The sequence below is a fragment of the Nocardioides limicola genome (genome assembly GCF_016827675.1).
GTDB lineage: Bacteria > Actinomycetota > Actinomycetes > Propionibacteriales > Nocardioidaceae > Nocardioides > Nocardioides limicola.
The window spans coordinates 242184-269078 of record NZ_JAERJA010000002.1 but is presented as its reverse complement, the minus strand read 5'-3'; the positions used below and the strand labels follow the sequence as shown (position 1 = coordinate 269078).

At 70.5% G+C, this 26895-nt stretch carries 22 protein-coding genes and 1 pseudogene; 14 read left to right on the top strand and 9 right to left on the bottom strand.

The annotated features are described in order from the left end of the window. Nucleotides 1-50: 50 nt before the first annotated feature. On the bottom strand, nucleotides 51-680 hold the full coding sequence (locus JKG67_RS05185; protein WP_203336203.1) for an Ig-like domain-containing protein: 630 nt from the start codon (nucleotides 678-680) through the stop codon (nucleotides 51-53). 146 nt (nucleotides 681-826) lie between these two features. Between JKG67_RS05185 and JKG67_RS05180 the strand changes: the two genes are divergently transcribed. From JKG67_RS05180 to JKG67_RS05170, 3 genes are all read left to right on the top strand, one after another. Then, nucleotides 827-2020: a site-specific DNA-methyltransferase gene (locus tag JKG67_RS05180; RefSeq protein WP_307816442.1), complete on the top strand. Its 1194-nt coding sequence runs from the start codon at nucleotides 827-829 to the stop codon at nucleotides 2018-2020. Between the two features lie 93 nt (nucleotides 2021-2113). Then, a complete protein-coding gene (locus tag JKG67_RS05175) occupies nucleotides 2114-3253 on the top strand; it encodes a phosphotransferase family protein (RefSeq protein ID WP_203336202.1) in 1140 nt (379 codons plus the stop codon). Then, entirely contained in the window at nucleotides 3253-4392 is a 1140-nt protein-coding gene (locus JKG67_RS05170; RefSeq protein ID WP_203336201.1) for an Rv3169 family protein, read from the top strand. Before JKG67_RS05175 ends, JKG67_RS05170 begins: the two co-directional genes overlap by 1 nt. Before the next feature lie 75 nt (nucleotides 4393-4467). On the opposite strand, the gene JKG67_RS05165 is transcribed toward JKG67_RS05170, so the two are convergent. Both JKG67_RS05165 and JKG67_RS05160 read right to left on the bottom strand, forming a co-directional pair. After that, the gene (locus tag JKG67_RS05165) at nucleotides 4468-5907 is read right to left on the bottom strand and encodes a WS/DGAT/MGAT family O-acyltransferase (protein ID WP_238997973.1); all 1440 of its coding nucleotides are present in this window, start codon (nucleotides 5905-5907) and stop codon (nucleotides 4468-4470) included. 42 nt (nucleotides 5908-5949) lie between these two features. Continuing rightward, the gene (locus JKG67_RS05160; RefSeq protein ID WP_238997972.1) at nucleotides 5950-7095 is read right to left on the bottom strand and encodes a glutamate--cysteine ligase; all 1146 of its coding nucleotides are present in this window, start codon (nucleotides 7093-7095) and stop codon (nucleotides 5950-5952) included. A gap of 17 nt (nucleotides 7096-7112) precedes the next feature. Here JKG67_RS05160 and JKG67_RS05155 point away from each other — a divergent pair, with 17 nt between their 5' ends. Then, on the top strand, nucleotides 7113-8465 hold the full coding sequence (locus JKG67_RS05155) for a threonine/serine exporter family protein (RefSeq protein ID WP_203336200.1): 1353 nt from the start codon (nucleotides 7113-7115) through the stop codon (nucleotides 8463-8465). On the opposite strand, the gene JKG67_RS05150 is transcribed toward JKG67_RS05155, so the two are convergent. The 3 genes from JKG67_RS05150 to JKG67_RS05140 are packed head-to-tail and all read right to left on the bottom strand — an operon-like array spanning nucleotide 8380 to nucleotide 11414. Then, a complete protein-coding gene (locus tag JKG67_RS05150; RefSeq protein WP_203336199.1) occupies nucleotides 8380-9039 on the bottom strand; it encodes a ribonuclease FAU-1 family protein in 660 nt (219 codons plus the stop codon). The two genes, JKG67_RS05155 and JKG67_RS05150, sit on opposite strands and share 86 nt — an antisense overlap. A gap of 45 nt (nucleotides 9040-9084) precedes the next feature. Further along, on the bottom strand, nucleotides 9085-9927 hold the full coding sequence (locus JKG67_RS05145) for an SDR family NAD(P)-dependent oxidoreductase (RefSeq protein ID WP_203336198.1): 843 nt from the start codon (nucleotides 9925-9927) through the stop codon (nucleotides 9085-9087). Next, entirely contained in the window at nucleotides 9924-11414 is a 1491-nt protein-coding gene (locus JKG67_RS05140) for a flavin-containing monooxygenase (protein WP_203336197.1), read from the bottom strand. Before JKG67_RS05140 ends, JKG67_RS05145 begins: the two co-directional genes overlap by 4 nt. Before the next feature lie 72 nt (nucleotides 11415-11486). Between JKG67_RS05140 and JKG67_RS05135 the strand changes: the two genes are divergently transcribed. The 4 genes and pseudogenes from JKG67_RS05135 to JKG67_RS05120 all read left to right on the top strand — a co-directional run bounded on the left by JKG67_RS05135 (nucleotide 11487) and on the right by JKG67_RS05120 (nucleotide 18204). Further along, complete coding sequence (locus JKG67_RS05135) at nucleotides 11487-12083, top strand: TetR/AcrR family transcriptional regulator (RefSeq protein WP_203336196.1); 597 nt, start codon at nucleotides 11487-11489, stop codon at nucleotides 12081-12083. 27 nt (nucleotides 12084-12110) lie between these two features. After that, a pseudogene (hrpA, locus tag JKG67_RS05130) lies at nucleotides 12111-15932 on the top strand (ATP-dependent RNA helicase HrpA); the annotation flags it as partial. Nucleotides 15933-15952: 20 nt separating this feature from the next. Beyond that, nucleotides 15953-16537: a hypothetical protein gene (locus tag JKG67_RS05125; protein WP_203336194.1), complete on the top strand. Its 585-nt coding sequence runs from the start codon at nucleotides 15953-15955 to the stop codon at nucleotides 16535-16537. A 281-nt stretch (nucleotides 16538-16818) separates the two neighbouring features. Beyond that, on the top strand, nucleotides 16819-18204 hold the full coding sequence (locus tag JKG67_RS05120) for an ABC transporter substrate-binding protein (protein WP_203336193.1): 1386 nt from the start codon (nucleotides 16819-16821) through the stop codon (nucleotides 18202-18204). Nucleotides 18205-18260: 56 nt separating this feature from the next. Here the strand turns inward: JKG67_RS05120 and JKG67_RS05115 are convergent, their stop codons facing one another. Beyond that, nucleotides 18261-19502 (bottom strand): HRDC domain-containing protein, encoded by a 1242-nt coding sequence (locus JKG67_RS05115; protein ID WP_203336192.1) that lies wholly within the window; start codon nucleotides 19500-19502, stop codon nucleotides 18261-18263. Then, nucleotides 19499-20116: a DUF3000 domain-containing protein gene (locus tag JKG67_RS05110; RefSeq protein ID WP_203336191.1), complete on the bottom strand. Its 618-nt coding sequence runs from the start codon at nucleotides 20114-20116 to the stop codon at nucleotides 19499-19501. The genes JKG67_RS05115 and JKG67_RS05110 overlap by 4 nt, the downstream gene beginning before the upstream one ends. 62 nt (nucleotides 20117-20178) lie before the next feature. Here JKG67_RS05110 and hemE point away from each other — a divergent pair, with 62 nt between their 5' ends. Then, the gene (gene hemE / locus JKG67_RS05105; protein ID WP_372442046.1) at nucleotides 20179-21228 is read left to right on the top strand and encodes a uroporphyrinogen decarboxylase; all 1050 of its coding nucleotides are present in this window, start codon (nucleotides 20179-20181) and stop codon (nucleotides 21226-21228) included. Here hemE and JKG67_RS05100 read toward each other — a convergent pair. Then, on the bottom strand, nucleotides 21216-22100 hold the full coding sequence (locus JKG67_RS05100) for a DUF4349 domain-containing protein (protein WP_203336190.1): 885 nt from the start codon (nucleotides 22098-22100) through the stop codon (nucleotides 21216-21218). The two genes, hemE and JKG67_RS05100, sit on opposite strands and share 13 nt — an antisense overlap. A gap of 69 nt (nucleotides 22101-22169) precedes the next feature. Between JKG67_RS05100 and hemG the strand changes: the two genes are divergently transcribed. The 5 genes from hemG to JKG67_RS05075 all read left to right on the top strand — a co-directional run bounded on the left by hemG (nucleotide 22170) and on the right by JKG67_RS05075 (nucleotide 26885). Further along, the gene (gene hemG / locus JKG67_RS05095; RefSeq protein ID WP_203336189.1) at nucleotides 22170-23534 is read left to right on the top strand and encodes a protoporphyrinogen oxidase; all 1365 of its coding nucleotides are present in this window, start codon (nucleotides 22170-22172) and stop codon (nucleotides 23532-23534) included. A gap of 144 nt (nucleotides 23535-23678) precedes the next feature. Next, entirely contained in the window at nucleotides 23679-24377 is a 699-nt protein-coding gene (gene hemQ, locus JKG67_RS05090) for a hydrogen peroxide-dependent heme synthase (RefSeq protein ID WP_203336188.1), read from the top strand. Further along, nucleotides 24374-24910, top strand: a complete 537-nt coding sequence (locus tag JKG67_RS05085) for a hypothetical protein (RefSeq protein WP_203336187.1) — start codon at nucleotides 24374-24376, stop codon at nucleotides 24908-24910. The genes hemQ and JKG67_RS05085 overlap by 4 nt, the downstream gene beginning before the upstream one ends. Before the next feature lie 81 nt (nucleotides 24911-24991). After that, nucleotides 24992-26422: an NAD(P)/FAD-dependent oxidoreductase gene (locus tag JKG67_RS05080; RefSeq protein WP_203336186.1), complete on the top strand. Its 1431-nt coding sequence runs from the start codon at nucleotides 24992-24994 to the stop codon at nucleotides 26420-26422. Nucleotides 26423-26438: 16 nt separating this feature from the next. Beyond that, a complete protein-coding gene (locus tag JKG67_RS05075) occupies nucleotides 26439-26885 on the top strand; it encodes a CAP domain-containing protein (protein ID WP_203336185.1) in 447 nt (148 codons plus the stop codon). The last annotated feature ends 10 nt before the right edge of the window (nucleotides 26886-26895 follow it).

Genomic DNA, 26895 nt, shown 5'->3' with positions numbered 1-26895 from the left:
GACAAAAGTCCCCCGAGTTCAGGTGGCAGGTGGCGTGCGGGGCGGCCCGATCAGGCTGGTTCGGCCTCCCGAGCGCGTCGTACCAGGTAGTAACCGGTGCCGAGGGCGACCGCTGCGGCGAGCAGCAGCCACCACCAGAAGCCGCCGGTGTTCGGGAGCAGACCGCCGCTGGGGGTCTGTCCGGCCTTCGGGCCATCCTCGGTGCCGGGTCCGACCGCGGAGTCACGGACCTCGATCTGGGTGCGGGCGGTGGCGGTGAGATAGCCGGAGCCGGCGTCGGGCACGTAGGTCGCCTTGAGGGTGTGCGTGCCCTTGGGCAGCACCCGCGCCGGCACGGTGGTTCTGGCTACCCCGTTGCGATTGGTGCGCACCGAGTCGATGACCTCGCCCGCGATCTCGAAGTGGATGACGCCCTGCGGCGCGGTGCCGCTGCTGGCCAGAGCGAACTGGAGTTGGCCGTCCCGGGTGTCGCCGTCGAGGGCCTGGGTGTCGCTGGAGACTCGGGCGACGGCGGGGGAGGAGGAGCCGACCCGGATCGGGGAGCGTGCCTCGACGGTCAGCGAGGCGCGTACGCCGGGCTGGTAGCTGTCGCTGGCCTGGGTGGCGGGGACCATGAAGGCCAGCACGCTCCCCAGCATCACCATGAGGGCAAGTTGGGACGTGCGTCGGGCAACGCGCATGGGAACTCCTGAACCCCTGGGGACTACGGTCTGAGTGGGACCTAGGTCCCGCCGCGCTCACCCTAGCGAACGCTGATCTCGTGTGTGTCACCGTGTCTCACATTTCATCGAGCGTCAGCCTCGCCCGGTCGGATAGGTTTCCCGACGTGGCTGAGCGACTGCGCGAGGACGACCGTTCCTCGATCGACGCTGACCGGGCCACCCTGCACCTGATCGACGGGGACAATCTGGCCGCGATGCGGTTGCTGGAGTCGGCGTCGGTGGACCTGATCTATATCGACCCGCCGTACAACACGGGCAACAAGTTCGCCTACGCCGACCGGCTCGGCCACCAGGCCTGGCTGGCGATGATGCGACCGCGACTGGTCGAGGCGCGGCGACTGCTCAAGCCCACCGGCGCGATCTTCTGCTCGATCGACGACAACGAGGTGGCCAGGCTGCGCCTGCTGCTGGACAAGGTGTTCGGCGAGCAGAACTTCATCGGGTCGATCGCGGTCAACCTGAACCCCAAGGGGCGGCAGTTGGGGCCGTGGTTCGCGACCAGTCACGAGCACCTGCTGGTGCATGCCCGCGAGATCGGCCGGTGTGCCCTCGACCCGACCACCACCGAGTCGGTGGACCCGGCCGACTTCCCGTTGTACGACGAGGCGAGTGGCCGGCGGTACCGGCACCTGCCGCTGCGCAACACGAACAAGAAGTTCAACCCCGACACGGTGCCGACCCTGCACTATCCACTCCATGGCGACCCGGTCACCGGACGGGTGGCGGTGAACGAGTTCGCCGGCGCGGTGCCGGTGTGGCCGGTGTTCGGCGACGGCACTCCGGCCGTGTGGCGATGGTCGCGCCCGTTGGTGGAGAGCCGTGGCGAGGACCTGGTCTGCCGCCGGGTCAACGGCCGACTCGGTGAGCGGGTCGACATCGCGCAGCGGGACTGGCTGCACGAGGGGCGTCGCAAGAAGTTGCCGACGATCTGGACGGCCGCCGAGGTGGGGTCCACCGATGTGGGTGTCGCCGAGGTCCGGTCGCTGATCGGGAAGGTCTTCGAGTCACCGAAGCCGACCGGACTGCTCCGTCGGATCGTGGCCACCTACCCCGCCGACGCGACGGTGCTGGACTTCTTCGCCGGTTCTGGCAGCACCGGTCATGCGGTGGCGCAACTGAATGCGGCCGACGGTGGGGGACGACACTGCGTGTGCATCAACTCCCCGGAGCCGACCAGGGAGGGTTCGCCGGCCCGGCTGGCGGGGTTCGAGACGGTCTCGGCGATCACCGAGGCACGGCTGCGGGCGGTGGCCGCGGATCTCGGGTGCGGGTTGCGGGTGTCCCGTCTCGCCGAATAAAGTTGGTATTGACAAATAGAACACGTTCCACCACAGTGGATGTGCTGTGATTCGAGTCACATGCGTCGCGGCATCGACCCCAGGAGGAACGACGTGAACCAGGCACCCCCGCCGGCTGACATGACCCTGCAACGCTCCAGTCGGGACGCGGACGCCGTCCGCTCCCGCCTCACCTCCTGGCTGGAAGGCGTGCTGCCGGCCGGCCAGGACCCGGAGGTCACCCTGCACGCGGGCGTCGACAGCAACGGCATGTCCAGCGAGACGGTCCTGCTCGCGGTCACCCGCACCGTCGACGGGGCCAGGGTCAGCGAGGAGTACGTCGCCCGGGTCGCCCCGGCCGCCGACGACCTGCCCGTCTTCCCGTCGTACCGCCTCGGCGACCAGTACCGGGTGATGCAGTTGGCCGCGGAGCACAGCGGCGTGCCGGTGCCCGCGGTGCGCTGGCTGGAGGAGACCGGCGACGTGCTCGGCACCCCGTTCTTTCTGATGGACCGGGTCGACGGGGAGGTTCCCCCCGATGTGCTGCCCTACACCTTCGGCGACAACTGGCTCTTCGACGCGTCCGCCGAGGACCGGGCGGCCTTGCAGCGGCGCAGCGTCGGGGTGATCGGCGACCTGCACGCCATCCCCGATGCTGCACGCCTCTTCGACTTCCTCGACCCCGCCGTCGCGGGACATCAGGGCGACACGCTGCTGGCCAGGAATCTGGCCAAGACCCGGGACTGGTACGAGTACGGCGCCCGCGGCTTGGCGCCCTCCCCACTGGTGGAGCGCGGCCTGACCTGGCTGGAGGAGCACCTGCCCGCCGCCACCGGCGACCCGGTGCTCTGCTGGGGTGACGCGCGGATCGGCAACGCCATCTATCGCGACTTCACCCCGGTCGCGGTCCTCGACTGGGAGATGGCCACCCTGGGCCCCCGCGAGATGGACCTGGGGTGGATGGTCTTCGCGCACCGGGTCTTCCAAGGCATCGCCGAGATGATGGGGCTGCCCGGGATGCCCGACTTCCTGCGCGCCGAGGACGTCGCCGGCAGTTACACCGAGCTCACCGGGACCCCGGTCGGGGACCTGACCTGGCACCAACTGCACTCGGCGGTGCAGTGGGGCTGTGTCTTCCTGCGCACCAGCGCTCGACAGATCCACTTCGGCGAGATGGAGCGCCCCGACGATGTGGAGCAGGTCTTCCACCACCGAGCGCTGCTCGAGGAGCTGCTCGCCGAGGTGGGCGCCTGATGCGCGAGTACGCCGGCATCGGCCCGCTCGACGAGTACCCCATCCACCAGTCGCCTCGACCGGTGGCCTGGCCGGAGTCGAGCGACCGGAACTTCTACGACCGCTGCTACCTCAACGCCCACGACCGCACCGGCGACCTCTTCCTGATCACCGGGTACGGCGTCTACCCCAACCTCGGCACCAAGGACGCCTACCTGCTGGTGCGCCGCGGCGATGTCCAGACGGCGTTGCACTTCGGCGACGCCCTGGACCCACGCGGAGCGGACCGGATGGAGCAGCAGGTCGGGAACTACTCGATCGAGGTGCTGGAGCCGCTGCGGCGGCTCAGGCTGGTGGTGGAGGAGACCGAGGGGATCGCCGTCGACCTGACCTGGGAGGGCTCGTTCCCGCCGGTCCAGGAGCAGCGGCACGTGATGCGGCAGGGTTCCGGCACCACCTTGGACGCCCAGCGGTTCGCCCAGGTGGGCACGTGGGCGGGAACGGTGTTGATCGACGGTGAGGAGTTGGAGGTCACTCCGGACGTCTGGGTCGGCACCCGGGACCGCTCCTGGGGGATCCGGCCGGTCGGTGAGGCGGTGCCCGCGGGCAAGCCCCACGACCCGCCCTTCGACGGGATGTGGTGGCTCTACCTGCCGCTGCGCTTCGACGACTTCGCGGTGGTGATCATCATCCAGGAGACCCCGGAGGGGTACCGCACCCTCAACGACTGCACCCGGGTCTGGCCCGACGGTCGCGTCGAGCAGTTGGGCTGGCCCCGGGTCCAGATCACCTATGCCCCCGGCACGCGTGAACCCACCGGGGCCACCGTCACCTGCAGCACCCCCGCGGGGGAGACGCTGGTGATCGAGGTGACCTCGGAGCTGGGGGTGGCCCTGCACATCGGCGGCGGCTACGGCGGCGACCCGGACTGGAACCACGGCGTGTGGCGCGGTGCCGGCTTCACCGAACGCGTCGACTACGACCTCAGCGACCCGGCGGTCAACGGACGGACCATGTTCGGCGTGATCGATCACGTCGGCCGGGCGGTCCTGCACGGTGCGGGTGCGGACGGGATGCAGGGGTGGGGCCTGTTCGAGCATGCGGCGCTGGGGCGCCACGACCCGACCGGCTTCACCGACTGGTTCGACCTGGCGCCCTGACCGGCAGGGCCTCCCGCCCCGCAGGTCCGCCCCACCCCGCAGGTCCGCCCCACCCCGCAGGTCCGCCAGGCGGCCTCAGGCGACCCCGCTGGCCTGCTCCAGGGCGGCCAGTTCGTCGTCGAGGTGGGTGAGCAGCCGCTGCAGCGACGGCAGGGTGCGCCGGCATCCGGTCAGGCCGAACCCCATCTGCCCGTCATAGCTGGTGCAGGTGATGTTCAGCGCCATCCCGTGGATCGGGATCGACAACGGATACATGCCGACCAGTCGGGAGCCGTTGAAGTAGTGCGGCGTCTGCGGGCCGGGGACGTTGGAGATGATCACGTTGAAGGGAGGCCGGATCAGCCCGTTCATCCGCAGTGCCGGCCAGACCAGGGCGGGCGCCATGCCCAGCGCACTCATCGCCAGGATCTGGGTCTGCGTCATCGACGAGAGTGCATCCTTGCCGTCCAGCATCGACTTGTGCACGGTCATCAGTCGGCGGGCCGGGTCCTGCTCGTCGGTGCCTAGTTTGACCATCACCGCGCCGACTGCGTTGCCACCGTCGGAGGACGCGACGCCGGCGTGCTTGGCGTTCAACCCGACCGGCACCATCGACACCAGGGAGGTCGTCGGCAGCGCGTCGCGCTCCAGCAGGTAGCGGCGCAGCGCTCCCGAGCACATCGCCAGCACCACATCGTTGAGGGTGGTGCCGGTGGCCTGTCCGATCCCCTTGATCCGCTCGATCGGCCAGTCCTGGGCGGCGAACCGCCGGGCGCCGGTGATCCGCTGGTTGATGATCGTCTGCGGGGCGTAGAGCGACAGTGCCGAGGTCTCGTTGCGGATCCCCTTGTTCAACGTGCTGACCAGGGCACCGGGCAGTCCGGCCGCCTCGGCGAGCACGCCCATCCCGGTGCGCAGCGCGCTGGCCGGCACCCGTTCCACCCGCTCCAGGGCGGTGGCGGTCGACTGCGGCCTGGGCTTGCGCGGCCGGGCGGCGAACGGTGCCGGCATGTCCAGATCGTCGGGATCGGTGGAGAGCACGTTCTGCAGCAGTCGCATCGCCGAGACCCCGTCGACCAGGGCGTGGTGCATCTTCGTGTACAACGCGACCCGGCCGTCGCGGAGACCCTCGATCACGTGCATCTCCCACAGCGGCCGCTCGTGCGCGAGCCGGGTGCCGTGCAGTCGGGAGCACAGGTCGAGCAGCTCCCGGACCCGGCCGGGCTTCGGCAGTGCGCTGTGGCGCACGTGGTGGTCGATGTCGAAGAGGGCGTCGTTGCGCCAGGTCCACTGGCCGGCCGTCGCCAGCGAGCGGTAGGGGCGCTTGAGGAAGATCGGCGCCACCGTCTGTTCGGCGCGCATCTGCTCGTACATGTCGCGCACGTAGTTGCGGCCGGCCCCCTCGGGCTTGCGGAAAAGCTGCAATCCGCCCACGTGCATGGGCATGCTGCGACTCTCCGCGATCAGGAACGCTGCGGATGCCGGGTCGATCGGGGTGACCACGTCAGGTGCCTCCTTGGATGCTGCCTTCGTCAACGAGCCAGATCGTCAACTGACACGGCACGCTAGCGTGTCCGCTCAGAAGTCCGCACGCAGTTCCGCCACCACCGAGTCGACCACGGCCCGCAGGTCGCCATCGTGGTCGTCGGCGACCCGCCGCTGGCGCTGGTACGACGCACCCCGGCGCGGGATCTCGGCCACCGCCGCGAGCTCGTCGGCGCAGCCCAACCGGGCCGCGGTCGGTGTCAGCCGCTCCAACAGGTCGTCAAGGTCATCGGTGACCAGTCGCTCCGACGACGCGGCATCGAGGATGATCTCGGCATCCAGGCCGTAGCGGGCCGCCCGCCACTTGTTCTCCTGCACGTGCCAGGGCGGCAACATCTCCACCGGGTCCCCGGCGGCGATGCGGGCGTCCAGATCCACCACCAGACAGTGCATCAGTGCGGTGAGGGCGGCGAGCTCGCCGAGGTTGGAGACCCCGTCGCAGACCCGGTTCTCCAGGGTGCCGTGCTTGGGGGCGGGGCGCACGTCCCACCGGATCTCGTCGATCTCGTCCACCACCCCGGTGACCACCTGGTCATGCACGAACGACTCGAACTCGGTCCAGGTGGTGAACTGGAAGGGCAGCCCGGCGGTCGGCAGCTGCTGGAACATCAGCGCCCGGTTCGAGGCGTAGCCGGTGTCCAGGCCCGCCCACACCGGTGAGGACGCCGACAGTGCCTGCAGGTGCGGGTAGGAGGTCAGCAGCCCCGAGAGCACCGGCATCACCCGTGCGGTCGACGGCATCCCGACGTGCACGTGCACGCCCCAGATCAGCATCTGCCGCCCCCACCACTGGGTGCGGTTGATCAGTTCGGCGTACCGGTGCCCTTCGGTGAGCTGCTGCGCGGACCACTGGGCGAACGGGTGTGTGCCGGCGGCGAAGAGGTCGACGCCCATCCGGTCGGCCTCCGGCAGGATCACCTCCAGGGTGCTGCGCAGGTCGGCCATCGCCTCCGGCACCGAGTCGCAGACGCCGGTGACCACCTCGACGGTGTTCCGGAGCAGCTCCTTGTGCAGTTTGCTCGGATCGGGGAGCCGGTCCTGCGCGGCGGTGAAGAGTTCCGAGGCGCGGTTGGCCAGGTCGCGGGTCTCCTGGTCGACCAGCGCGAACTCCCATTCCACGCCCAGGGAGGGGCGCGCCGACTCGTGGAAGACGATCTGCACCCGACCAGAGTTCCACATCAGGTCCGTCTGCGACCATGAACGACGTGGCTGATCTGACCGATTCCGAACGGCAACTCGTCCTGGACCTGTGTCTGCGCGTCGGCGAGGTGTTGCTCGCCTCCGGTGCCGGGGCCGCCGACGTGACCGTGACCATGGACTCGGTCGCCCGCCACCTCGGTCTGCGTCAGCACGAAACGGACGTCACCTTCACGTCGCTGACGATGAGCCACCAGGTCCCGCAGACCGACGAGGACCAGCCGGCGCACCCGCCGATGGTGATGATCCGGCGGGTCAAGCACCGCGACATCGACTACGCGACGCTGACCGAGGTGGACCACCTGGTGGGCGACATCCTCCGGGACCGCGCCGACGTCTACCTGGCCCGGAGCCGGATGGCCACCATCGTCACCCGGGCCGGCGGCACCCGCCGCTGGCTGATCACGCTGGGCTGGGGAGTGATGTGCTCCGGGGTCGCGGTGATGCTCGGTGGCGACTGGCTGGTGACCCTGATCGCCTTCCTGGCCGCGGGCAGCATCGACCGGCTCAAACTGCTGATGGCCAAGCGTCGGCTGCCGGGGTTCTATCAACAGGTGGCCGGGGGCGGCGTCGCGACCCTGTTGGCCGTGGCCGCCGCGGCCAGTGGGCTGGAGGTGGACTCCTCACTGGTGGTGACCGCCAACATCATCATGCTGCTGGCCGGGGTCGGGTTCATGGGTGCACTCCAGGACGCACTGTCCGGCTTCTACGTGACCGCCGGAGCGCGGATGATCGAGGCGCTGCTGGCCACCGCCGGGATCATCGGCGGGGTCAGTGGCGGCCTGGCGGTCGGCCAGATGGTGGGGGTGAACCTGGGTCGCCTCGATCCGGGAGCGGCGATCACCTGGAACTCGGCCGCCCCGGTGATCGTCGGCGCTGCCGTGGCCGCCGCCGGGTTCGCCTTCGCCAGCCAGGCGCCACCGCGCTCCTGGCTGCCGGTGGCGCTGGTCGGCGGGGCCGCGATCTCGGTGTTCAGCGGCGTGGACGCGGCCGGCTTCGGGCGGCCCTGGGCCGCCGGCACCGCCGCCTTCATGGTCGGCCTCGTCGGCTACTCGGTGGCCGGCCGGGTGCGGGTGCCGCCGCTGGTGGTCGTGGTCTCCGCGGTGGTGCCGATGCTCCCCGGCCTGTCCATCTACCGAGGCCTGTCGCTGCTGGCCGACGGACCGGGCTCGAGCAGCGCCGGGCTGCTGGCGATGGTCACCGCAGCCTCGGTGGCGATCGCCCTGGCCTCGGGGGTGATCCTGGGCGAGTACGTCGCCCAGCCACTCAAGCGGGAGGCGGCGAAACTGGAGAAGCGACTGGCCGGTCCGCGGTTGGTCGGCCCGTTCCGGGCGCGACGTCCGCGGGGCTGAGCAGGTCGGCGAGTACGTCGAACCACGGCGCCGCCGTGTCGTCGTACGGGGCGACGCGTTCGCGCAGCGCCGACTGCACGAACTCGCAGCTGACGGCGGCATGCGAGACCAGGTCGGCCGGGTAGTCCCAACGCACCCGGTGGTCGGCGAACTCGTCCTCGTCGTCCACCCAGACCCGCCCGCCGGGGCTGCGCACCACGTCCAGGTCCAGGTCCACCGCACGCAGCACGGTGCCGTCCCAGACCGGTGGCGTGACGATGTCGACGTAGACGCTCAGCGGGGCGCCGGCGGGGTGGAAGGTGGCGATCCAGCCGACCTCGGGGTCCAGGCCGGCGAGCAGCGCGGCCCGGGACCCGATCCCGCCGCTGCCGGGTCCTCCCGGGGTCGGGGGCACCAACACCACCTGGGGGAGGGCGGCATGGGTCTCCACGCCGGGGCGGGCCAGCGGGGTGCCGGCCGGAAGGCCCAGCCAGCGGCCGTGCTCGTCGCTGCCCAGGTGCACCGCGTCGAAGCACCAGTGAGGTCGGTCGACCCACTTGGTCATCTCGACGCGGACCCGGTGCCCTGGCTGCATGGGGTCAGTTCTACCCCAGCGGTCCACCCCGGCCCCGGAGGCGGGTCAGTCGATCGGCTTGGGCAGGAGCCGTGACGAGATGGCGGCGACGACGTCCTGGTAGCGGGCGCCGGCCAGTTTGGCGCCTTGGTGCACCGCATGCGCGTCCAGGCCGATCAGCAGCCGGGGCTTGCCGGCCAACGCGGCCTTGAGGATCTGGGCGGCCGCCGACTCGGCCGAGGTGCGGGCCAGTCGCTTCTCGAAGAGGTCGTCGATCGCACTCGCGTTGGTGTGCGCCGTCTTGCGGCCGTTGCGGGCGATGCCGGTCTTGATCCCGCCGGGGTGCACGCAGGTCACCGAGACCGGGTGCCCGTCGATGAGCATCTCCTCGCGGAGCGCCTCGGTGAAGCCGCGGACGGCGTACTTGGTGGCGTTGTAGGCGGTCTGACCGGGCATCGACACGAGTCCGAACAGGCTGGAGATGTTGACCAGGACGCCGTCGCCGGAGGCGATCAGGTGCGGCAGGAACTCCTTGGTGCCGTTCACGACACCGCTGAGGTTCACGCCGACGATCCAGTCGAACTCCTCGTACGTCATGTCCTCGAAGTGGCCGGTCATGGTGACGCCGGCGTTGTTGACCAGCATCCCCACCTCGCCGAACGTCTCCACCACCTGCGCCGCCCAGGCAGCCATCGCGTCGCGGTCGGCGACGTCGACCGTGGCGCTGTGCACCTTGGCGCCGGGAGCGCTCGCCTCGATCAACCGGACGGTCTCGGCGAGCCCGTCCGCGTTCCAGTCCGAGATGGCCAGCGAGGCGCCCTGGTGGGCGGCCTGCAGGGCCAATGCCCGACCGATGCCTGATCCGGCTCCGGTGATCGCGACCACGCGGCCCTCATTCGTGCGCTTCATCGGGCAGTCCTCTCGGTGATGACGTACTTGTCGGAGTCGAAGTTGGCCAGCAGTCGACGCAGGCTGATCGTGGTCCGTGGCCACAGGGTGGTGTTGCGTCCATGATCGTCGAGATACCACGACGCGCACCCACCGGCGCTCCACACCGTCGACTGCATCCGTCGCTGCAGGTCGGCGTTCCACGCGTCCTGCACCTCCGGGCGCGGCTCCACCGCCGGCCAGCCGGCCTGGCGCTGGGTGCGCACCGCGTCGATGATGTAGGCCAACTGGGACTCGATCACGAAGACCATCGACGAGTGCCCCAGGCCGGTGTTCGGCCCGACGAGCTGGAACAGGTTCGGGAAGCCGGCGATGCAGGTGCCCTTGTAGGAGGCCATCCCGGTCTCGCTCCAGTGCTCGGCCAGGGAGCGGCCGTCGCGACCTCGGATGTGGTGGGCGATCGGCTGGTCGGTGGTGTGGAAGCCGGTGGCCACGATCAGGACGTCGATCTCCCGCTCGGTGCCGTCCTCGGTGACCACGGCACCGGGAGTGATCTTGGTGATCCGGTCGGTGACCAGATCGGTGTTGTCGGCGTCCAGGGCCGGGTAGTACTCGTTGGAGATCAGGATCCGCTTGCAGCCGATCTGGAAGTCCGGGGTCACCTGCGCCCGGAGTTCGGGGTCGGTGATGCCGCGCCGGATGTTGGACTCAGCCAGCCGCTTGGCCGGCGCGGTGAGCTGGGGGAACCTGGTGAAGCCGGGGACGTAGGTCTCCCGGCCGAAGTAGATGGCGGAGCGGTAGGCCCGCTGCAGGCCGGGCACGTGTTTGAGTGCCAGCCGCTCGATCGTGGAGTAGGTGCGGTCATGGCGAGGCAGGATCCACGGGGCGGTGCGCTGGTAGACGTCCAGGTGGGCGGCCACCTTCTGCACCTGCGGCACGATCTGGATCGCACTGGCGCCGGTCCCGATCACCGCCACTCGCTTCCCGGTCAGGTCGATGTCGTGGTTCCAGCGTGCGGAGTGGAAGATCTCGCCGTCGAAGCCATCGATGCCGTCGATGTCGGGGAGCTTGGGCTCGGACAGTCCGCCGCTGCCGGTGATCAGGTTGGTCGCCCGGACCTGGCCGGCGGTGGTGTCCACCACCCACTCTCCGGCAGTGTCGTCCCAGGCGGCTTCGGTGACCGCGGTGTCGAAGACGAAGCGGTCCAGGGTGCCCGACTCAGCGGCGACCCGCTGCAGGTAGGCGAAGATCTCCGGCTGCGCCGAGAACGACCGGGACCAGTCGTTGCGTGCGAACGAGAACGAGTAGAGCTGGCTCGGCACGTCGCAGGCGGCGCCTGGGTAGGTGTTGTCGCGCCAGGTGCCGCCGACGTCGTTGCCCTTCTCGACCACGAGGAAGTCGTCCTCACCGATCTCGGCCAGCTTGATGGCGGCGCCGACACCGGCGAAGCCGGCGCCGACGATCAGGTGACGGACCCGGGTGGGAAGTGCGGGAGTGGTTGCGCTCATGGTTCCACGGTACGGGGGCTATTGAACGACCGTCAATAGCCTTGTTGAACATAATTCAGTAAGATGAGCCACATGAGCACCCGAGTCCGGCTGAGCGCGGACAATCGCCGCGAGCAGTTGCTGGAGCTCGGAGTGCGCCTGCTCGGCACCCGATCGCTCGAAGAGTTCTCCATCGACCTGCTCGCCGAGGAGGCCGGGATCTCGCGAGGGCTGCTCTATCACTACTTCGGCAACAAGCGGGAGTTCCACACCGCCGTGGTCCAGCGGGCCGTCGAGGAGCTGGTCGAGCTCACCGGTCCCACCGGCGAGGGGGACGCGGTCGAACAGCTCAACCACTCGATCGACCAGTACCTGTCCTGGGTCGAGGGCAACCACGCGGCGTACATCTCCATCGTCCGGGCCTCCGCCGCCGACCCGCAGATGCGCGCCATCCGCGAGGACGCCCGCAACCAGCTCACGGACCGGATCTTCGCCAGTGCCGCCGCCGAGGAGCTGGCCGAGTTCGGGATCGTGGACACCCCCGCCGTGCGGATGCTGGCCCGCGGCTGGGCAGCGCTGGTGGAGCAGGTGGTGCTCGAGTGGATCGAGGACCCACGGGACCTCGAACGAGGCGCGCTGCTCACCTCGCTGACCACCAGCCTGGGCCTCATCCTCGCCACCGCCCCCTGAGCCGGGTCCGGCTCGTTTCGGGCCACCAGCGAGAATGCAACCGTTGTGCACATCCACTATCCCCCCGAGCTCCCGGTCAGTGACCGTCGTGAGGACATCGCTGCGGCCATCCGCGACCATCAGGTCGTGATCGTCGCCGGCGAGACCGGCTCGGGCAAGACCACCCAGCTGCCCAAGATCTGCCTGGAGCTGGGGCGCGGCGTCGACGGCAAACGGATCGGGCACACCCAACCCAGGCGGATCGCGGCCAGGTCGGTGGCCGAGCGGATCGCCGACGAGCTCGGCACCGAACTCGGAGACCTGGTCGGCTACCAGGTCCGGTTCGCCGACCGGACCTCGCAGGCGAGCCGGGTGAAGCTGATGACCGACGGCATCCTGCTCGCCGAACTCCAGCACGACCGGCAGTTGCGCCGCTACGACACGATCATCGTCGACGAGGCGCACGAGCGGAGCCTCAACGTCGACTTCATCCTCGGCTACCTCAGACAGCTGCTGCCCAGGCGCCCCGACCTGAAGCTGATCATCACCTCCGCGACCATCGACCCGGAGCGGTTCGCGACCCACTTCGCCCAACCCGACGGGACACCGGCGCCGATCATCGAGGTGTCCGGACGCACCTACCCGGTCGAGGTCCGCTACCGACCGCTGCGCAGCGAGGTCGACGACGTCGACTCCGACGGTGAGCCGGTGCTCCGGGACCGCACCGACGCCATCGTGGATGCGGTCAAGGAACTCTCCGCCGAGGGTCCCGGCGACATCCTGGTCTTCCTGCCGGGGGAGCGCGAGATCCGCGACGCCGCCGAAGCCATCACGGGGGCCCTCGGCCTGGACCGTGCGGACCCCCGCCGGCCGCACCATGTCGAGGTGCTGCCGTTGTACTCGCGGCTGTCGGCGAGCGAACAACACCGCGTCTTCGCGCCCCACGCCGGCCGCCGGGTGGTGCTCGCCACCAACGTCGCCGAGACCTCCCTCACCGTCCCCGGCATCCGGTACGTCGTCGACACCGGCCTGGCCCGGATCTCCCGCTGGTCGGCACGGACCAAGGTGCAGCGGCTGCCGATCGAGGCGATCAGTCAGGCCTCGGCCAACCAGCGCTCCGGTCGCTGCGGCCGGGTCGCCGCCGGCGTCGCGATCCGGCTCTACGACGAGGAGGACTTCCTCGCCCGCCCGGAGTTCACCGACCCCGAGATCCTGCGCACCAACCTGGCGTCGGTGATCCTGCAGATGGCCTCCCTGGGCCTCGGTGACATCGCCCGATTCCCGTTCGTGGAGCCCCCGGACCGGCGACAGGTGACCGCCGGCCTGCAGTTGCTGGAGGAGCTCGGCGCGCTGGTGCCGGCCGGTTCCGGCCGCGACAGCGGGCGCCCGAAGCTGACGAAACTGGGCCGACGTCTGGCCCGACTGCCGATCGACCCACGGCTGGGCCGGATGATCCTGGAGGCCGAGCAACTCGACTGCCTCCGCGAGGTGCTGGTCATCGCGGCCGCGCTGAGCAGCCAGGACCCCCGCGAACGTCCCGCCGACGCCCAGGCGCAGGCCGACCAGTTGCATGCGCGGTTCACCGACCCCACCTCGGACTTCATGGCCTGGCTGAACCTGTGGCGGCACCTGCGCGGGCAACAGCGCGAGTTGTCCTCCTCGGCGTTCCGGCGGCTCTGCAAGCGGGAGTACCTCAACCATCTCCGGGTCCGGGAGTGGCAGGAGTTGGAGTCCCAGCTGCGTCGGGTCTGCAAGGAGATGGGCCTCCGGCTCGGACCCCAGTCCGACGGTGTCGATGCGGATGCGGTGCACCAGGCGCTGCTGTCCGGGCTGCTCTCCCATATCGGGATGCTCGAGGAGCGTCAGCCCGGCGGCCCCGGCAGGGACCGCCGCCCCGGTCCCCGCGAGTACGCCGGCGCTCGCGGCACCAGGTTCGCGATCTTCCCCGGCAGCGGGCTGAAGAAGAAGCATCCGGCGTACGTGATGAGCGCCGAGCTCGTCGAGACCACCCGGCTGTGGGGGCGACAGAACGCCGCCATCGACCCCGAATGGGCAGAACGGCTCGGTGCCCACCTGGTCAAGAGGAGCTGGTCCGAGCCGCACTGGTCGACCAAGCGGGCCGCAGTGCTGGCGCACGAGAAGGTCACCCTCTTCGGGGTCACCCTGGTGGCCGACCGACTGGTCAACTACGCCCGGCACGACGCGGCCGTGGCCCGGGAGATGTTCATCCGGCACGCCCTGGTCCAGGGGGAGTGGCAGGGACTGGAGCGCCATCAGTTCGCCCGCACCAACCGCCGGCTGCTCGCCGAGGCCGAGGAGCTCGAGCATCGGGCTCGACGCCGCGGCATTGTCGTCGACGAGCACAGCCTCTTCGACTTCTACGACGCCCGGGTCGGTGCGGACGTGGTTTCGGGGGCGCACTTCGACGGCTGGTGGAAGCAGGCCCGCCGGGACCGCCCCGACCTGCTCACCTTCGACCTGGAGATGCTCACCCGGGACGCCGCCGACGACGTCGACGCGCAGGAGTACCCCGAGGTGTGGACGTCCGGCCCCGGGCTGGAGCTGTCCCTCAACTACCACTTCGAACCGGGCGCAGCCGACGACGGCGTCACCGTCGACATCCCGCTGTCCTCACTGAACAGGCTCAGTGACGACGACTTCTCCTGGCACGTGCCCGGGTTGCGCGAGGAGTTGGTGACCGCCCTGATCCGGAACCTGCCCAAGCCGTTGCGGGTCAACTTCGTGCCCGCCCCGGACCGGGCCCGGGAGTTCCTCGCCTCGGTGCCGCCCGGCTCCGAGCCGCTGCTCGATGCCCTGGAGCGCTGGTGTCGGGCCACGGCCGGGGTCGTGGTGCCCCGTGAGGCGTGGCGGGTCGACGACCTCCCGGGTCACCTGCGACCCACCTACCGGATCCTCGACGAGGACGGTCGGGAACGTGCCCGCGGCAAGGACCTGGCCACCCTCGCCGCTCCGTTGGCCCCGGCGGTGGCCCGCGCCCTGGCCGACGTCGCCCACGAGTCCGGGCTCAATGCCACCGGGGCGACCGCCTGGACCTTCGGGGAGATCCCGGTCTCCTTCACCGAGCACCGGGCCGGCCACGAGGTCCTCGCCCACCCGGCCCTGGTCGATGAGGGGACGACGGTGGGTCTGCAGGTCTTCGGGTCGGCCGACGAGGCGACCGCCCGGCACCGGCTCGGGGTACGCCGGCTGCTCCAGCTCAACGTGCCCGTCCCACGTCTCCTCGACGCGTTGTCGACCACGGACAAGCTGGCGCTCGCCGCCACCCCCTACGCCACGTCGGCCGACCTGGTGGCCGACTGTGCCGTTGCCGTGCTCGGTGCGCACGTCGACGACGCCGACGAGGTCCGTGACCCAGCGACGTTCGCCGCCCTGCTGGCCGCTGCCAGAAGGGACCACGAAGCGGAGGTCCGGGCGCTGCTGAGCGACGTGCTCCGGGTGCTGGCCGCTTGGCGCACGGTCGACAAGGCGCTGTCCGGGCGGGCGGACCTGCACACCCTGCCGGCGCGCAACGACATGGCCGCCCAACTCGGGCGGCTGCTCGCGCCGGGCTTCATCGCCGACGCCGGGCCGGTGCAGCTGCGCCGCTACCCGGCGTACCTGAAAGCGCTGCTGCACCGCCGTGAGCGTCTCGACGAGCAGGTGGCCAAGGACCGTGAGCTGATGAGTCGGGTGACACCGCTGCAGGAGGCGTGGCAGCACCGGATCGACGCACTGGCGCCGGGCTGCCCGCCCGGAGCGGACCTGCGTGCGGTGCGGTGGATGCTGGAGGAGTACCGGATCTCCCTGTGGGCCCAGCACATCGGCACGGCGGGGCCGGTCAGTGACGCACGGATCCGCAAACTCCTCTGACCAGCACCTACGCTGGGGAGGTGACCAGGGAACACCACCGCCCGATCCGCGCCGAGAGCGAGTTCTTCGAGGGCCTCGAGGGCGGTCACGACCCGGCCCAGGCCCGCGCCGCCGCGGACCTGGCGGCCACCGTGCTGGTCCGCGGTGCCAGGGCCACCGCCGATCCGGGCGTCGCCGAGCGGTTGCAGAGGCTGGCCGAGACCGAGGGTTTGGAGACGCTCGCCGAACTCTGGTCCGGTGCCCCGGCCGAGTCGCTGGCCGGGTGCCTGTGGCGGCTCTACGTGCTCCGCTCGTGGGTGTACGGCGCCCCGGATCTGGCTGCCGAGGAGTTCAGCGCCGGCCGACACCGCTCCGACGTGGCCCGGGTGGTTGCCGGAGTGCCCGACCCGCCGCATCCGGACGAGGTCCGGACGATGATCGACGAAGTGCTCCGCGGCATCGCCGAGCGGGAGTTCGCCGATGTGCTGTTCCGGGCTGCGGCCTTCGCGCACGTGGTCGCGGTCGGCAGAGCAAGGACCGGACACGACGGCGCGGAGCGCCTGCTGACGGTCGCCGAGCAGCTCGAGGCCGCTGGCCACCTGGAACTGGCCGGGTCACTCTCCTGAACCTTCGCCGTTGGCGGGGTACACTCAACCCGGTGCGCCGGACCGCGGCAGCCCCGGGTCCCAACTTGAGCCGCTACGAGCGGCGACGCGCCGTGAGGCGCTCCCGGTCCGGCGCCCCAACCTCTCCCAGCCCAACCTCGCGCCGCCTGTGACCCTCGCCACGTGGCCACCGCCAGCTCGGCTGTTGGTACCCATACCGCCGGTAGACTCCCCTGCGCAGGCCGGGCCACTGACACCCGGACGAGTGCAGGAGAGGAGCCCGGGTGTTGTTCGGAGAACGCATGCGCACCGCCACCGTCTCGGTGACCACGGGGTTGGTGCTGTTGCTGGTCGGCTGCACCGGGGACCCAGCGCCCGAGCCCACCGTCGAGCCGACACCCGAACCCACCGTGGAGCCGGTCGAGCCGACCACGCTGACCGTCTCCCTCTTCGGGCCCGAGGAGATGCTCGCGGCCTGGCGGGACGTGCTCGGCGAGTACGACGAAGCCACCGAGACCGTCCAGGTCGAGTTCATCGCGCACCCGGACCGGGAGTCCGCGATGGCCTTCCTGGACAGCGGCGAGCAGCCCGATCTCTTCCTGGTCGACCGACTGGACCTGGGCGCGGTGATCGAGGCCGACCTCAACCAGCGGGTCGACGGACTCCTCGCCGACCGGAACGTCGAGTTCGGCGACGGCTACCACCGTGCCGGGCTGCAGGGATTCAGTAGCGCTGGCGCGCTGCAGTGCATGCCCTATGCGCACTCGCCGCTGGTGATGTACTACAACACCAATCTCATCGACTTCGACCGGATGCGGGCGCGGGGGCTGTACGCGGCCCGCCCCGGCGGCCGCTGGAACTTCGCCCAGTTCGAGGCAGCTGCCGAGTTCGCCACCCGTCCCCGACGCAACACCCGGGGCTTCGCGGTCTCCCCGGACCTCTTCTCGTTGACCCCTTTCCTGATCGCCGGTGGCGGACGACTCTTCGACGACGCGCTCACTCACCTCGCGTTCACCGAGCCGTCCAGCCAGGCGGCCTTGGAGGCCTCGCTGGAACTGCTGCGGAGTCCGCACCTCACCCCGACCGAGAAGCAGCTCCTGCGCCGCGACCCCGTCGAGCTGTTCGAGGCGGGCCGGATCGCGATGGTGCCCGGCTACCGCGACCTGGTGCCCCGGCTGCGTCAGGTCGAGGGCCTCGAGTTCGACATCATGCCGATGCCGAGCATCGAACGCCGGGCCACCGTCGGCAAGCTCACCGGACTCTGCCTGGGCAGTCAGACCGAGGACCCGGAGCTGGCGGCTGACCTGCTGGCCCACCTGATCAGTGACGAGGCGGTCACCCCGGTCAGCGAGACCGGCTACATCCTCCCGTCCAACCTGGCCGTCTCCGGCTCAGACGCCTTCCGGCAGCCGGGGGAGTTCCCGACCCACCCGGAGGGCTTCATCCGGGATATGCGGGACGTGGTGCACCCGCCGCTGATCACCGTATGGGACGAACTGACCACTGCCGTCGCGGACCTGATGGTGGAGTTGCTGCTGACGCCACTGCTGGATCTTGAGGACGTCGCGCTCCGCATCCAGGAGGCGTCGATGCAGATCCTCGCCCCCCACCTGCTCCTCGACGAGGAGGAGTCAGCCGACGAGGAGTCGGCCGACGAAGGCGCCGGGGACGAAGACTCCGGGGACTGACCAGCACTCAGTCATCCGGGCTTCGGCCGTGGTGAGGGCCCGGCCCGCAGGTGGGCTCAGTCGTCCTCGGCGATCAGCACCGCCGTGGTGAGCAGCGGCGCCATCAGTTCGATCTGCCACTCGCGGGCGCGGTGCTCCCGGAGTTGGTCGGCAATGGCGCCCGCCAACGTGGACTCGTCGCGCGGGACAGGCGGGCGCCACAGCACCCGCCGCAGTGTGTCCGGGGTCAACAGGTTCTCCGCCGGCGTGTTCACCTCGTCGCTGAGTGCGGTCACCGACTCCTTCGCGTGGGCCAGTCGGCGTGCGGCCACCGGGTCCTTGTCCGCCCATGCCCGCGGCGGCGGGGGGCCGTTCCCGGCACCGGACCTGGAGGGCAGTTCCTCCTCGGGCAGCGTCCGGGCGATCTCGATCGCCTCCAGCCAGTCGGCGGCGTGCCGGGCGGCGCCGCGACCGACGAAGCCCTGGACGCCGAGCAGGGCCCGACGACTCGTCGGCATCGCCGACGCTGCTGCGATGATCGCCGAGTCCGGGATCACCTTGCTCGGGGTGATGTCACGCTCGGCCGCGATCCGGTCGCGGGCCTCCCACAGTGTCCGCACCGCGGCCAGCATCCGGCGACCACGCACCTTGTGGGTCCCCGAGGTGCGCCGCCACGGTTCAACGCGAACGGTCGGCTCGAAGCTGAGCAGATGCTCGAACTCCTGCCGCGCCCACTCGGACTTCCCGGTCTCCTCGAGCTCCTCGACCAGCAGCGCCCGCAACTCGACCAGCACCTCGACGTCGAGCGCGGCGTACTGCAGCCACGATTCGGGCAGCGGCCGGGTGGACCAGTCCGCCGCGGAGTGCTCCTTGCGCAGCCGCTTCCCCAGCAGGGCCTCCACCTCGGCGGCGAGACCGACCCGGGGATAGCCGAGCAGCCGGCCCGCCAGTTCGGTGTCGAAGAGGGATGCCGGACGCAGCCCCACCTCGGCCAGGCAGGGCAGGTCCTGGGTGGCCGCGTGCAGGATCCACTCGGTGTCCCCGATCGCCTCGGCCAGCGGCGCGAGGGTGTCCACGGCGATCGGGTCGACCAGGGCGGTGCCGGCGCCCTCGCGGCGCAGTTGCACCAGATAGGCGCGTCCGGAGTAGCGGTAGCCCGAAGCCCGCTCGGCGTCGATGGCGACCGGCCCGGAGGCAGCCGCCAGGCGTTCGCTGACCCGGGCCAACGCGTCAGCCGAGTCGGTGACCTCCGGGAGCGGATCCCGCAGCTCCAGCAACGGCACCTCCGGCGGAGGTGGTGCCGACTCGGCTTCGGTCATCCCCGCTGGCCTCGGCGGCTAGGTATCGCGGTGACCCCTTCGGGCACCGGCGGCAGACCGACCGTCGTACAGAGCAGTTCACCCCAGGCCTCGGTGTGCGGGGCCATGTCGACCACGCCGTCCTCATCCGGCAGCGGCGACCAGGATGCCCGGATCTCGACCTGGGCGGTGCCTTCGTCCTCGGCCATCTGGCCGAACCCCTTGGTGGTCACGCTGGTGACGGTGCCCGCCTCGCAGTCGTACGCCGCACCGTGCGCGGCGAGCGCCTCGGTGAGCCAGCTCCAGCCCACGTCGGCCAGCATCGGGTCGTTGATCAGCTCCGGATCCACCTCGGCGCGGACGTAGCATACGCAACGGAAGGTGCCCTGCCACGCCTCGTTGCCGGCCGGGTCGTGCATCAGGATCAGTCGCCCGGTGCCCAGGTCCTCCTCGTCCACGGTGACGTCGGCGGAGAGAGCGGCCGCGAACGGGGCGATCCGTTGCGGTGCCGGCATGTCCTCGCAGTGCACCTCTGGGCGCAGCGATGCCGCCCGCATACTGCGCACCGCATCCTCGTACACCCGCGGAGGCGAGCCAGCACGGGACCCCGGGTGCGTCTCCTGGGGAGCCACCATGCCTCCACAGTAGGCCTGACCCTGCCTCCCCGACTCGCCGCCACGCCGCCTGACCTGCGAGGATTCGGGCTGTGACGCCCCCCATCCCCGCTCCGGAACTGGCCGAGTCGACCTTCTTGCGCGCGCTGCGTGGAGAGCCCGTCGACCACACTCCTGTGTGGTTCATGCGTCAGGCGGGCAGGTCGCTTCCGGAGTATCTGGCGGTCCGTGAAGGGATCGGGATGCTGGAGTCCTGCATGGACCCGGCACTGGTCACCGAGATCACCCTGCAGCCGGTGCGCCGGTACGGCGTGGACGCGGCGATCTTCTTCTCCGACATCGTGCTGCCGCTCAAGGCGGTCGGCGTCGACCTCGACATCGTCGCCGGAGTCGGGCCGGTGGTGGCCAACCCGGTGCGCACGCTGGCCGACGTCGAGGCCATCGACGACCTCACCCCCGAGCACGTCGGGTACATCACCGAGGCGGTGCGGGCGCTGGTGAGCGAGCTGGGCGGCACCCCGTTGATCGGCTTCGCCGGCGCCCCGTTCACGGTCGCCTCCTATCTGGTGGAGGGCGGTCCGTCCAAGGAGCACGCGAAGACCAAGGCCCTGATGTTCTCCGCGCCCGAGGTCTGGGATGCGCTGATGCGCAAGATCGCCGGCATCGCCTCGGCGTACCTGAAGGTGCAGGTCGACGCGGGCGCCTCGGCGATCCAGCTCTTCGACTCCTGGGCCGGCGCGCTCACCCCCGAGGACTACCGCCGGCACGTGATGCCGCACTCAGCTCGGGTGCTCGACTCTGACCTGGGCGTGCCCCGGATCCACTTCGGCGTCGGCACCTCCAATCTGCTGACGCTGATGGCCGATGCCGGCGCGGATGTGGTCGGGGTGGACTGGCGCACCCCGCTGTCCTCGGCGATCGCCCAGGTCGGCGACCGGGGGGTGCAGGGGAACCTGGACCCGACCCTGGTCTTCGCGCCCACCGAGGTGATGCTGGAGCGTGCCGCGGAGGTGATCGAGGCGGGTCGGGCCGCGAAGGGTCACGTCTTCAACCTGGGCCACGGCGTGATCCCCAGCACCGACCCGGACCAGTTGGCCCGGCTCACCGAGTTCGTGCAGTCCTACCCCTTGTGACGGCGACGCCACCACAGCACCAGCGGGAGGACCAGCACCAACGCGACCGCCACGAACGGCGTGACCACACCGAGCACCGTCAGTAGCCCGGTGGTGAAGGCCACCAGCGCGTGCCAGCCGGTGACCAGACCGTGCCAGAAGCCGGCTCCGTCGTCGCTGCCCGCCTCGCTGCTGCGTTGGAGGTGGACGGTGATCGTGGACAGCGTCGTCTGGTCGGCCAGCCAGGCCTGCTGGGCGAGCAGGGAGTCCAGGGTCGCCTGGCGGCGCGTCAACTGAGCCTCGATCGCGACCAGGTCGCCCAGGTCCCGCGCCTCGGCCAGCAGCGCCTCGATCCGCTCCAGGCTGGCGCGCTGGGCGCGAACCCGGGCCTCGGTGTCCAGCACCTGGGTGGTCACGTCCTCGCTGCTGCGGGTGCTGCGGACCAGTTCGGCAGTCTGGGCCAGCTGGGTCATCGCGGTGGAGAAGCTGTCGCTGGGCACCCGGACCACGAGTCGGGACCGTCGTACCTCGCCCTCGTTGTCCGTCTCGGTGTCCTCGTCGGTGATGGTGCCGCCGAGCTCGTCGAGGACCTTCTGGACCTCGAACCGGGCCTCGCCGACATCGTCGGCACGGAGGCTGACGGTGCCGGTGGAGATCACCGCCGGCGTCATCGTCGCCCGATCCGCCCCGGCTTCTCCGCTCCCGTCGTCAGCGCTGGGCTGTTCGACACCGGGAGCCTCGGCAGGATCGTCCATGTCGAATCCGGGCATCTCCCGGCCACCATCACCGGCGACCCCGTTGGGCGCGCTCGGGGCCACGTCGGCGCTGTCCCCGGCGCGGCCGAAGCCACAGCCGGTCAGCACTACGGCGATCAGGATGCCGATGGCAATCATCCGAAGTCTCATGTGGGTGGGACGCGGGGTGCGGGTCCGCGGTTCCCGAACCCGTGCCACGCTGTCACCATGAAGGTGATCGTGGTCGGTGGTGGCGTCGCCGGATTGACCGCTGCCCACGACCTCGGTCTGGCCGGGCACCGGGTCGAGGTGCTCGAGAGCACCGATCGGGTCGGTGGCAAACTCCGGCGAGCCGAGGTGGCCGGGGTCGGTGTGGATGTCGGCGCGGAGGCGATGCTGGCCCGGCGCCCCGAAGGCCTCGCGCTCTGTGCCGAGTTGGGCCTGGAGGTCGCCCACCCCACGGCGGCGTCCCCCCGGTTGTGGATCGACGGCGCGCTGCGGCCGCTGCCGTCGTCGGTGATGGGGGTGCCGTTGGATGTCGACGAGGTGGCCGCAGCCGGCGTGCTGTCGGCGGCGGGGTTGGCCAGGCTGCGTGCCGAGCCGACGACCCGGATGGAGATCGCCGAGGATGTCTCGGTGGGGGACCTGGTCGACCATCGGCTGGGGCCCGAGGTCACCGACCGGTTGGTGGAACCGCTGCTGGGCGGGGTGTACGCCGGCCAGGCCCGGCAGATCTCGCTGCGTGCCGCGGTGCCGGTGCTGGAACTGATGCTGCGGTCGGGGTCGTTGCTGGCCGGAGCCGCCGCGGCGCGCCCCGACCCGGGTGCCCCCCGGCAGCCGGTGTTCGCGGCGCTGCCGGGTGGGATGGCGCGGCTGCCCGAGGCGCTGGTGGCCGCAGGCCACTTCACGGTGGCCACCGAAACCACCGTCACCGAGATCAGCGGCGGCCCGCACGGGTTCCGGGTGCGCACCGAGGACGGTGCGGTGCGTGCGGCCGACCGACTGGTGCTGGCCACCCCGCCGGCGCCGACCGCCCGACTGTTGCGCGATCTCGCGCCGGCCGCCGCCACTGACCTGTCCCGGATCGAGACCGCCTCGGTCGTGGTGGTCACCTTCGCCTTCCGTGCCGAGGACGTGCCCGACGCCGGCGCCTCGGGCTTCCTGGTGCCGCCGGACCAGGGCCGCCGGATCAAGGCGTCGACGTTCTCGTTCGCCAAGTGGGACTGGGTGCGTGAGGCCGGGCGTGGTGCCGGGCCGGCGGATGAGGACCTGCTCTTCCTGCGCACCTCCCTGGGACGCCACGGAGAGAGTCGGGCGCTGGCGGTCGAGGACTCCGCACTGGTGGCCGCCTCACTCGCCGACCTGGCCGACGCTGCAGGGATCACCGCCGACCCGGTCGACGTCCACGTGCAGCGTTGGGGTGGTGGCCTGCCTCAGTACGCGGTCGGTCACCAGGAGCGCGTGCAGCGGATCCGGGACGCGGTCGGCGCCGTCCCCGGGCTCGCCGTCTGCGGTGCGGCGTACGACGGAGTGGGTATCCCCGCCGTCATCGCCTCGGCGCGGCGCGCCGCGTCGGATGTGCTGGCTGACTGAGGTCAGGCGCCTCGGTCGAGGCACCTCGGATGGGATGTCTGTCCACCCCGGTTCGAGCGCGAACTCGTGGAGGCCGGTCACTGACCGGCGGACCCGACCTGAGCCGCTGAGCCGGCCGCTTCGGTGGGCAGGCAGAATGGCGCCATGGCATCACAGGCTGCGCGGGCGCGGGAACTCAACGACACGATCCGGTACACGATGTGGTCGGTCTTCCGGCTCGACGACGTGCTCGGGGACGCCGACCGCAAGGCCGAGGCGGTCGAGGTCGAGGAACTCATCGACGCGCTCGCCACTGAGGACATCGTGGTCCGCGGGGTGTACGACGTCTCCGGGCTGCGCGCCGACGCCGACCTGATGGTCTGGTGGCACGCCGCCGACAGCGAGCAACTGCAGTCCGCCTACCACCGGCTCCGCCGGACCGCCTTCGGTCGCCGGCTGGCGCCGGTGTGGAGCCAGATGGCACTGCACCGGCCCGCCGAGTTCAACAAGTCCCACATCCCGGCGTTCCTGGCCGACGAGGAGCCGCGCCGGCACATCTGCGTCTACCCGTTCGTGCGCTCGTACGAGTGGTACCTGCTCGAGGACTCCGAGCGGCGCCGGATGCTCGCCGAGCACGGCAAGATGGCCCGCGACTACGGCGACGTGCGCGCCAACACCGTCGCCAGCTTCGCGCTCGGTGACTACGAGTGGATGCTCGCCTTCGAGGCCGACGAACTGCACCGGATCGTCGACCTGATGCGGCACCTGCGCGCCTCCGATGCCCGTCGGCACGTCCGCGAGGAGGTGCCCTTCTACACCGGCGCCCGGGTCAGTGTCGCCGACCTGCTGGACCGGCTCCCGTGAGGCGGGCGGCACTCGCCGCTTCGGCGCTGCTGCTGGCGGCAGCCGGCTGTGGTGGCGTCGACGAGGCCGAGCAGAAGGTCATCGACGGGTTCGTCGAGATGCTCGCCGACGGCGACGCCCCTGAGAGCCAGCGCTTCGCCGAATGCGCGGCCACGGCGCTCGTCGAGGAGGTGGGCATCGAGCAGTTGAAGGACGACGGGCTCGTCGACGACGCACTCACGGTGTCCAGGCCGGCCGGCGACCTCTCCGCGGAGACCGCCACCGGGCTGGCCGAGGCGGTGGTCTCCTGCAACGACTGGGACGACCAGGCCGCGATGCTCAAGGCCAACGAAGCCCTCGCCGCCGAGGACAGCCTCGTGGACGACTACGTGTCCTGCATGAAGTCGGTCGACCAGGGCGACCATGTCGCCATGCTCACCGGCGAGTTCAGCGGTGGCCAGCATGGCGACGAGGAGGCGGGTGAACGGGCTCGCACCGTGATCCAGGACTGCCAGGCCGACCTGCTGGCCTCCTCCGGCATCGGCACCGACTGACCCAGCGAACGCCACGCCCGAACGCGCCGTTTTTGGTCAGGTCAGGACCATGGGCCCGGTTCTGGGTCAGAATCGGGCACCATGGACTCCAAGCGGCACCACGTGGTGGTCATCGGCTCCGGCTTCGGTGGCTTGTTCGGCACCAAGGCGCTGAAGGGGTCTGACGTCGACGTCACCCTGGTCGCCAAGACCACCCACCACCTCTTCCAGCCGCTGCTCTACCAGGTGGCGACCGGGATCCTCTCCCAGGGCGAGATCGCTCCGCCGACCCGCGAGGTGCTGGCGAAGCAGCGGAACGCCCGGGTGATCCTCGGCGAGGTCACCGAGATCGACCTGGCCGCCAAGACGGTGGTCTCCAACATCCAGGGCCGCCAGTCGGTGACGTCGTACGACTCGCTGATCGTGGCCGCCGGTGCCGGCCAGTCCTACTTCGGCAACGACCACTTCTCCGAGTTCGCGCCCGGCATGAAGAGCATCGACGACGCGCTCGAGCTGCGCGGCCGCATCTTCGGTGCCTTCGAGCTCGCCGAACTGGCCCAGACCGAGGCCGAGATCGAGCGCTACCTCACCTTCGTCGTGGTCGGCGCCGGTCCCACCGGTGTGGAGATGGCCGGCCAGATCGCCGAGCTCGCCCACAAGACGCTGCGCCGCGACTTCCGGCGGATCAACACCCGCGACGCCCGGGTGATCATGCTCGACGCCGCACCCCAGGTGCTGCCACCGTTCGGGGCCAAGCTCGGAGCGGTGGCCCAGAAGTCGCTGGAGAAGCGCGGCGTCGAGGTGATCCTCGGCGGGATGGTGACCGACCTGGACGAGCGCGGCCTGACCGTGCAGTTCAAGGACGGCAGTGACCGCCGGATCGAGGCAGCCACCAAGGTGTGGGCCGCCGGAGTGCAGGCCAACGCGCTGACCCAGACCCTCGCCGACCAGACCGGTGCCGGCCTGGACCGGGCCGGACGGATCTCGGTCAACCCCGACCTGACGCTGCCGGGCCACCCCGAGGTCTTCGTGGTCGGCGACATGATGGCGTTGGACAACCTGCCCGGCGTCGCTCAGGTGGCGATCCAGGGCGGCAAGTACGCCGCCAAGGAGATCACCCGCCGGGTCGAGGAGAAGCCCTCCCAGGGGCCGTTCAAGTACTTCGACAAGGGGTCCATGGCGACCATCTCCCGGTTCAGCGCCGTCGCCCTCGTCGGCAAGGTGCACCTGTCCGGGTTCCTCGCCTGGCTGATGTGGTTGGCCGTGCACCTGCTCTACCTGACCGGCTTCAAGAACCGGTTCACCGCGCTGATGCACTGGATGGTCACCTTCGTCAGCAACGACCGTCAGGAGCGGACCGCGACCGTGCAGCAGATCTACGCGCGCCGAGCCATCAAGAAGCTCAAGGGCGGCACAGCGTCGGTGGCCTCCTCGCCGGTGGAGTGGAACTCGGTGCGGACCAGACTGGAGGCCCAGGCCCTGGAGGAGGCCAGACTCACCGACGCCGGCGAGCGCGGCGTCCACACCGGCTGAGCGGGCGAGTCAACAGATGAAGCGACTCCTCGTCGCGGTCCTGTCCGCGGCACTGCTCGGGCTGGTCACCGTGCCGGCACACACCGCGATGACGGTTCCGGAGCAGCGCGTGGTCGAGCTGACCAACAAGTTCCGGGAGAACAATCAACTCCGCACCTTGGGCCGCAAGGGCTGCCTGCGCCGGGCGGCGCAACGCCATGCCAGGCGGATGGCCGAGCAGCAGCGGTTGTTCCACCAGTCACCCGCCAGACTCCGACGGGTGATGCGGCGGTGTGGGATGAGCCGCATCGCGGAGAACGTCGCCACCGGCTTCTCCACACCGCGCCGGGTGGTCCGGGCGTGGAAGCGCTCGCCCGCGCACCGGGCGCACATGCTCGATCCGGGTTGGCAGGTGATGGTGGCCGGGATGGCGTCCGACTCGGGCGGGCGCCGGTACTGGGTGCAGATGTTCGCCGGCTACTGACGATGCCTTC

Bases quoted from the DNA above. Each gene is read 5' to 3' on its own strand.
- hemQ (WP_203336188.1), top strand. From the start codon at position 23,679: ATGGCATCACAGGCTGCGCGGGCGCGGGAACTCAACGACACGATCCGG.
- JKG67_RS05155 (WP_203336200.1), top strand. From the start codon at position 7,113: ATGAACGACGTGGCTGATCTGACCGATTCCGAACGGCAACTCGTCCTG.
- hemG (WP_203336189.1), top strand. From the start codon at position 22,170: ATGAAGGTGATCGTGGTCGGTGGTGGCGTCGCCGGATTGACCGCTGCC.
- JKG67_RS05120 (WP_203336193.1), top strand. From the start codon at position 16,819: ATGCGCACCGCCACCGTCTCGGTGACCACGGGGTTGGTGCTGTTGCTG.
- JKG67_RS05150 (WP_203336199.1), bottom strand. From the start codon at position 9,039: ATGCAGCCAGGGCACCGGGTCCGCGTCGAGATGACCAAGTGGGTCGAC.
- JKG67_RS05100 (WP_203336190.1), bottom strand. From the start codon at position 22,100: ATGATTGCCATCGGCATCCTGATCGCCGTAGTGCTGACCGGCTGTGGC.
- JKG67_RS05185 (WP_203336203.1), bottom strand. From the start codon at position 680: ATGCGCGTTGCCCGACGCACGTCCCAACTTGCCCTCATGGTGATGCTG.
- JKG67_RS05075 (WP_203336185.1), top strand. From the start codon at position 26,439: ATGAAGCGACTCCTCGTCGCGGTCCTGTCCGCGGCACTGCTCGGGCTG.
- JKG67_RS05170 (WP_203336201.1), top strand. From the start codon at position 3,253: ATGCGCGAGTACGCCGGCATCGGCCCGCTCGACGAGTACCCCATCCAC.
- JKG67_RS05135 (WP_203336196.1), top strand. From the start codon at position 11,487: ATGAGCACCCGAGTCCGGCTGAGCGCGGACAATCGCCGCGAGCAGTTG.
- JKG67_RS05145 (WP_203336198.1), bottom strand. From the start codon at position 9,927: ATGAAGCGCACGAATGAGGGCCGCGTGGTCGCGATCACCGGAGCCGGA.
- JKG67_RS05140 (WP_203336197.1), bottom strand. From the start codon at position 11,414: ATGAGCGCAACCACTCCCGCACTTCCCACCCGGGTCCGTCACCTGATC.
- JKG67_RS05160 (WP_238997972.1), bottom strand. From the start codon at position 7,095: ATGTGGAACTCTGGTCGGGTGCAGATCGTCTTCCACGAGTCGGCGCGC.
- JKG67_RS05080 (WP_203336186.1), top strand. From the start codon at position 24,992: ATGGACTCCAAGCGGCACCACGTGGTGGTCATCGGCTCCGGCTTCGGT.
- JKG67_RS05115 (WP_203336192.1), bottom strand. From the start codon at position 19,502: ATGACCGAAGCCGAGTCGGCACCACCTCCGCCGGAGGTGCCGTTGCTG.
- JKG67_RS05110 (WP_203336191.1), bottom strand. From the start codon at position 20,116: ATGGTGGCTCCCCAGGAGACGCACCCGGGGTCCCGTGCTGGCTCGCCT.